Genomic DNA, 6,665 nt, shown 5'->3' with positions numbered 1-6,665 from the left:
GGCGAGGGAGCTTGCTCCCGCTGGGCTGCGAAGCGGCCCCAAAATCCTGGGAGCGCTACGCACTCCAGCGCGAGCAAGCTCCCTCGCCACAGGTTCACCTCGCGGCCAAGTGTCGCACCCTTCCCAAGTCCAACTTTCCCCTCCTCACTTTCGGGTCTACGCTTGTTCCCACAGTGGACCAATCCTGGCCTACGCGACGGTATTCGTTGCGCCCCTGAAAATTCCTGTCCACTTGATCAGCTTTCCATTTCCGATTTTGTCCCTACGTAAAACATGGAAAGGGCGCAGAATCTGGCTCGGAACGCATTGATACAGGTCAGTCATTGCGTTGCAATGGCCCCTCGCTTTCTACATACTTGCGGCCGATTTTACCTATAAAAAAACCTAAACCGTGGAACCTTAGAATGAGCACAGCAATCAGTCCGACTGCTTATAACTATAAGGTCGTCCGCCAGTTCGCCATCATGACGGTGGTCTGGGGGATCCTTGGCATGGGGCTCGGGGTGTTTATCGCCTCGCAACTGGTGTGGCCGGAATTGAATTTCGGTTTGCCCTGGACGACCTTCGGCCGCCTGCGCCCGCTGCACACCAACCTGGTGATTTTCGCCTTCGGTGGTTGTGCGTTATTTGCCACTTCCTACTATGTCGTGCAGCGAACCTGCCAGACGCGACTGATCTCCGATGGCCTCGCCGCCTTCACCTTCTGGGGCTGGCAAGCCGTAATCCTCGGCGCCATCATCACCCTGCCGCTGGGCTACACCACCACCAAGGAATACGCCGAGCTGGAATGGCCGATCGCGATTTTGCTCGCCATCGTCTGGGTGACCTACGCCCTGGTGTTCTTCGGCACCATCGTCAAGCGCAAGACCAAGCACATCTATGTCGGTAACTGGTTCTACGGTGCCTTCATCCTGGTGACGGCGATGCTGCACATCGTCAACCACGCTTCCCTGCCGGTGAGCTGGTTCAAGTCCTACTCGGCCTATGCCGGGGCGACCGATGCGATGATTCAGTGGTGGTACGGCCACAACGCCGTGGGGTTCTTCCTCACCACCGGTTTCCTGGGGATGATGTACTACTTCGTGCCCAAGCAGGCCGAACGCCCGATCTACTCGTATCGCCTGTCCATCGTGCACTTCTGGGCACTGATCACCCTGTACATCTGGGCCGGTCCTCACCACCTGCACTACACCGCGCTGCCGGACTGGGCGCAGTCGCTGGGCATGGCGATGTCGATCATCCTGCTGGCGCCAAGCTGGGGCGGCATGATCAACGGCATGATGACCCTGTCGGGCGCCTGGCATAAGCTGCGCACCGACCCGATCCTGCGTTTTCTGGTGGTATCGCTGGCGTTCTACGGCATGTCGACCTTCGAAGGGCCGATGATGGCCATCAAGACGGTCAACTCCCTGTCCCACTACACCGACTGGACCATCGGCCACGTACATGCCGGCGCCCTCGGTTGGGTGGCGATGATCTCCATCGGCGCGCTGTACCACATGATCCCCAAACTGTTCGGCCGCCCACAGATGCACAGCGTTGGCCTGATCAACACCCACTTCTGGCTGGCCACCATCGGCACCGTGCTCTACATCGCCTCCATGTGGGTCAACGGCATCACCCAGGGCCTGATGTGGCGTGCCATCAACGATGACGGCACCCTCACCTACTCCTTCGTCGAAGCGTTGCAAGCCAGCCACCCGGGCTACATCGTCCGCGCCATCGGTGGTGCGTTCTTTGCCAGCGGCATGCTGTTCATGGCCTACAACGTCTGGCGCACCGTGCGTGCTTCCGACCCGGTAGAAGCCGAAGCCGCCACCAAGATCGCCGTTGTGGGAGCTCACTGATGAAGCATGAAGTAGTCGAGAAGAACATCGGCCTGCTGGCCTTCTTCATGGTCATCGCCGTGAGCATCGGCGGCCTGACCCAGATCGTTCCGCTGTTTTTCCAGGACGTGACCAACAAACCCGTAGAAGGCATGAAGCCGCGCCCAGCGCTTGAAGTTGAAGGCCGTGACGTGTTCATCGCCAACGGCTGTGTGGGTTGCCATTCGCAAATGATCCGTCCGTTCCGTGCCGAAACCGAACGCTACGGCCACTACTCGGTTGCCGGGGAAAGCGTCTGGGACCACCCGTTCCTGTGGGGCTCCAAACGGACCGGCCCGGACCTGGCCCGTGTCGGTGGTCGTTACTCCGATGACTGGCAGCGTGCGCACTTGTACAACCCGCGCAACGTGGTGCCTGAGTCGAAAATGCCGGCGTACCCGTTCTTGGTGGAAAACAAGCTCGACGGCAAGGACACCGCCAAGAAGCTCGAAGTCTTGCGCACTCTGGGCGTGCCCTACACCGATGAAGACATCGCCGGTGCAGCCGCTGCCGTGAAGGGCAAGACCGAAATGGACGCACTGGTGGCCTACCTGCAAGGCCTTGGCACCATCATCAAAAGCAAACGGTGATCTTCATGGATATCGGGATGATTCGTGGCCTGGGCACCGTTGTGGTGATGGTGGCCTTTGTCGGCCTGGCGCTGTGGGTGTTCAGCCCGCGCCGCAAGTCGGAGTTTGACGACGCGACCATGCTGCCCTTTGCAGATGATCCCGAGGCCATCAAGCACGTCGAGCAAGCTTCTAGGAGTAACAAAGAATGACTACGTTCTGGAGTCTGTACGTCACAGTCCTCAGTCTGGGTACCATTTTCGCCCTGACCTGGCTGCTGCTGTCGACCCGCAAGGGCCAGCGCACCGAGCAGACGGACGAGACCGTCGGCCACTCGTTCGACGGCATCGAGGAGTACGACAACCCGCTGCCCAAATGGTGGTTCATGCTGTTTGTCGGCACCATCATCTTCGCCCTCGGCTACCTGGCGCTGTACCCCGGCCTTGGCAACTGGAAAGGCCTGCTGCCAGGCTACAACTACCTCGACAACGACAAGCAAACCCCTTTCGCCAACGGCCAGACCGGCTGGACCGGCGTGCACGAATGGGAAAAGGAAATGGCCAAATCGGACGCCAAGTTCGGCCCGATCTTCGCCAAATTCGCTGCAATGCCGATTGAAGACGTCGCCAAAGACCCGCAAGCCTTGAAGATGGGTGGCCGCTTGTTCGCCTCCAACTGCTCGGTGTGCCACGGCTCCGACGCCAAGGGCGCCTACGGCTTCCCTAACCTGACCGACGCCGACTGGCGCTGGGGCGGCGAACCAGCCACCATCAAGGAAACCATCATGAAAGGCCGCCATGCGGTGATGCCGGCCTGGGCCGATGTCATTGGCGAACAAGGCGTGGCCGACGTGGCGGGCTTTGTGGTGACTAACCTCGATGGCCGCAAACTGCCGGAAGGCGCCAAGGCCGACGTGGCCAACGGCGCGAAACTGTTCGCCGCCAACTGCGTGGCCTGCCACGGCCCGGCCGGTAAAGGCACGCCAGCAATGGGCGCGCCGGATCTGACCCACCCGGGTGCATTCATCTACGGCTCAAGCTTCGCGCAATTGCAGCAGACCATTCGTTATGGCCGTCAGGGCCAGATGCCGGCGCAGGAATTACTGCAAGGCAATGACAAGGTGCACTTGCTGGCGGCGTATGTTTACAGCCTGTCCCATGGGGATAAGCAGGCTGAGGAGCAGTAAGCTCTCGGCAAACGACAAAGCCCCGCAGTGCGGGGCTTTTTTATGCCGGGCTGGTTTTCTGCCGGGCTAGGACGATTGCAGCGCATGACCATTCGGAACCTTGCACTTGCTGCGCGCCGACGTAAAGTAGTAACGTTACTACATTAAATTTGCCGAAGGGGAGTACCCCATGACCATCACCACCATTTCCAGTCGTGAATTCAATCAAGACACAAGTGGTGCCAAAAAAGCCGCCAGTAAAGGCCCGGTTTTTATCACCGATCGCGGCAAGCCTGCCCATGTACTGCTAAGCATTGAGGACTATCAGAAACTGACAGGTTTGAACGTCGACATCGTTGACCTGTTGGTGATGCCGGAAGCGGCCGAAATCGACTTCGAAACCGAACGCGCCGTGATCACCCACCGACCTGTGGACCTCTCTTGATGTATCTACTCGACACCAACGTAATCTCCGAACTTCGCAAACCCCAGGCCGACGCTAGAGTAGTAGCCTGGGCAAAAAGTGTTATCGCTCCGCGCATGTTCATCTCGGCAATTACGCTGAAGGAATTGGAAACCGGTGTACTGCGCCTGGAACGCCGAGACCCGGTTCAGGGGAAAGTGTTACGGACATGGCTCAAACGCCATGTGATGCCAGCGTTCGATGCCAGGATATTGCCGGTTGATGCCGCCGTTGCGCTGCGTTGTGCCCATCTGCATGTGCCGGACCAGGCCAACGAGAGTGACGCATTGATTGCCGCAACCGCTCTGGTGCATGGGCTCACCGTGGTGACGCGCAACGTCAGTGACTTCAAGTCCAGCGGGGTTCCATTGCTTAACCCATGGGACGAATGACCTGCTTACCGGCAAAAACCGTCCATACTTGCCAAGTCAATTGATCCAGATCACATATACCATCGATTGATATTCCCCAACGCGACCAAAGGTCGCACCCGTTAAGCAGCATCAGGGGCGTATCATTACGCCACTGCAACACCCCCAATTTGACCCCGGTTGGCACGTACTGGCCGAGGCAAATCTCCACCGCCGTGGGATGCAATGATGAGCAACCAGATACCGGTACATGACGTTACTCCGCCTGCCAAAACCGTCGACCTCTACGCTTCGCGTGAGAAGATTTACACCCGCGCCTTCACCGGTTTGTTCCGCAACCTGCGCATGGTCGGTGGCGCCGGTCTGTTCTTGTTGTACTTCGGCACCGTGTGGCTGAACTGGGGCGGTCATCAAGCTGTGTGGTGGAACCTGCCAGAGCGTAAGTTCTTTATTTTTGGCGCAACGTTCTGGCCGCAGGATTTCATCCTGCTTTCGGGCATTCTCATTGTGGCGGCGTTCGGCCTGTTCTTTATCACCGTGTATGCCGGGCGTGTGTGGTGCGGCTATACCTGCCCGCAAAGCGTATGGACATGGATCTTCATGTGGTGCGAAAAGGTCACCGAAGGCGACCGCAACCAGCGCATCAAGCTCGACAAGGCGCCCATGGGCGCGAACAAATTCCTGCGCAAGTTCAGCAAGCACACGCTGTGGCTGCTGATTGGCTTTGTCACCGGCATGACCTTCGTCGGCTACTTCTCGCCCATCCGCGAGCTGGTGTTCGACTTCTTCACCGGCCAGGCCGATGGCTGGTCGTATTTCTGGGTCGGGTTCTTCACCCTGGCCACCTACGGTAACGCCGGTTGGCTGCGTGAGCAGGTGTGCATCTACATGTGCCCGTATGCGCGTTTCCAGAGCGTGATGTTCGACAAAGACACCCTGATTGTTTCCTACGACCCGCGCCGTGGCGAAGTGCGTGGCCCGCGCAAAAAAGGCATCGACTACAAGGCCCAGGGGTTGGGCGATTGCATTGACTGCACGATGTGCGTGCAGGTGTGCCCCACCGGCATCGACATCCGTGACGGCCTGCAAATCGAGTGCATCGGTTGCGCCGCGTGTATCGACGCCTGCGACAACATCATGGACAAAATGGACTACCCGCGCGGCCTGATCAGCTACACCACCGAGCACAACCTGTCCGGGCAGAAAACCCATAAGTTGCGCCCGCGCCTGATCGGTTATGCCTTGGTGCTGCTGGCGATGATCGGCCTGTTGGCCGGTGCATTTTTCATGCGCTCGCTGGTGGGCTTCGACGTCAGCAAAGACCGCGTGCTCTACCGCGAAAACGCCGAAGGCCGCATCGAAAACGTCTACAGCCTGAAAATCATGAACAAGGACCAGCGCGACCACACTTACGTGCTCGATGCCTCGGGCCTGCCGGATCTCAAGCTGCAAGGCCGACGCGAGATCAAGGTCGCCGCCGGGGAGATCTTCACGATGCCGGTAGAGCTGTCCAGCGCCCCTGAGCAACTGCCATCGAGCACCAACGAGGTGAAATTCATCCTCAAGGATGCCGACGACGACAGCGTCCACATTGAAGCCAAGAGCCGATTCATCGGCCCACAAGTCCGCTAATAACAGAGAGCACAACAATGCCCGCAGCTACTGCCGCAAGCCCTTGGTACAAGCACCTCTGGCCCTGGATCATCATTGGGATCCTGGCCTGCTCGGTGACCTTGACCTTGTCCATGGTGACCATTGCGGTGAAGAACCCGGACAACCTGGTCAACGACAACTACTACGAGGCCGGCAAAGGCATCAACCGCTCCCTGGACCGTGAGCGGCTGGCCCAGACCCTGCAACTGCGCGGCAAGCTGCACCTGGACGAACTCACCGGTGAAGTGGAGTTGCAACTCACCGGTTACAGCAACCCCAATACCCTTGAGCTGAACCTGATTTCCCCGACCCAGCCGCAGAAGGATCGCAAGATCACCCTGACCCGCAGCGACAGCGAACCCGGCCGCTACATCGGCCAGGTCACCGACAAGGTAGAGGGCCGGCGCTTTGTGGAATTGCTCGGTGTGGAGGGCGACAGGACCTGGCGCCTGTTCGAAGAAGAAGAGGTCAGCCACGACAAGGACTTGCTGCTGGGTGATGAACCGTTGCAGGGTGCCGAAGACCTGAAAAAGTAAAACCCTTGCGCTTCGCGCATCGCGGGCAAGCCCGCTCCCACAG

8 protein-coding genes are annotated in these 6,665 nt (G+C 59.1%); all 8 read left to right on the top strand.

The genetic code is table 11. The features are described 5' to 3' along the window. Positions 1 to 404: 404 nt before the first annotated feature. The 8 genes from ccoN to FEM54_RS20930 all read left to right on the top strand — a co-directional run bounded on the left by ccoN (position 405) and on the right by FEM54_RS20930 (position 6,622). Positions 405 to 1,847 (top strand): cytochrome-c oxidase, cbb3-type subunit I, encoded by a 1,443-nt coding sequence (gene ccoN, locus FEM54_RS20965; protein ID WP_099548822.1) that lies wholly within the window; start codon positions 405 to 407, stop codon positions 1,845 to 1,847. Next, a complete protein-coding gene (gene ccoO, locus FEM54_RS20960; protein ID WP_053257425.1) occupies positions 1,847 to 2,455 on the top strand; it encodes a cytochrome-c oxidase, cbb3-type subunit II in 609 nt (202 codons plus the stop codon). Before ccoN ends, ccoO begins: the two co-directional genes overlap by 1 nt. A gap of 5 nt (positions 2,456 to 2,460) precedes the next feature. Then, entirely contained in the window at positions 2,461 to 2,646 is a 186-nt protein-coding gene (locus FEM54_RS20955) for a CcoQ/FixQ family Cbb3-type cytochrome c oxidase assembly chaperone (RefSeq protein WP_005790274.1), read from the top strand. Beyond that, positions 2,643 to 3,620, top strand: a complete 978-nt coding sequence (ccoP, locus tag FEM54_RS20950; RefSeq protein WP_017134812.1) for a cytochrome-c oxidase, cbb3-type subunit III — start codon at positions 2,643 to 2,645, stop codon at positions 3,618 to 3,620. Before FEM54_RS20955 ends, ccoP begins: the two co-directional genes overlap by 4 nt. A 169-nt stretch (positions 3,621 to 3,789) precedes the next feature. Then, positions 3,790 to 4,044: a type II toxin-antitoxin system Phd/YefM family antitoxin gene (locus FEM54_RS20945; protein ID WP_017134811.1), complete on the top strand. Its 255-nt coding sequence runs from the start codon at positions 3,790 to 3,792 to the stop codon at positions 4,042 to 4,044. Continuing rightward, positions 4,044 to 4,454: a type II toxin-antitoxin system VapC family toxin gene (locus FEM54_RS20940; protein ID WP_138452790.1), complete on the top strand. Its 411-nt coding sequence runs from the start codon at positions 4,044 to 4,046 to the stop codon at positions 4,452 to 4,454. The genes FEM54_RS20945 and FEM54_RS20940 overlap by 1 nt, the downstream gene beginning before the upstream one ends. A gap of 207 nt (positions 4,455 to 4,661) precedes the next feature. Then, on the top strand, positions 4,662 to 6,065 hold the full coding sequence (gene ccoG, locus FEM54_RS20935; protein ID WP_138452788.1) for a cytochrome c oxidase accessory protein CcoG: 1,404 nt from the start codon (positions 4,662 to 4,664) through the stop codon (positions 6,063 to 6,065). 17 nt (positions 6,066 to 6,082) lie between these two features. Beyond that, the gene (locus tag FEM54_RS20930) at positions 6,083 to 6,622 is read left to right on the top strand and encodes a FixH family protein (protein WP_138452785.1); all 540 of its coding nucleotides are present in this window, start codon (positions 6,083 to 6,085) and stop codon (positions 6,620 to 6,622) included. Positions 6,623 to 6,665: the final 43 nt, after the last annotated feature.

The sequence above is a fragment of the Pseudomonas edaphica genome (genome assembly GCF_005863185.1).
Taxonomy (GTDB): domain Bacteria; phylum Pseudomonadota; class Gammaproteobacteria; order Pseudomonadales; family Pseudomonadaceae; genus Aquipseudomonas; species Aquipseudomonas edaphica.
Note: the sequence above shows the minus strand (reverse complement) of the source record. Positions and strands in the feature narration are given on the sequence as shown.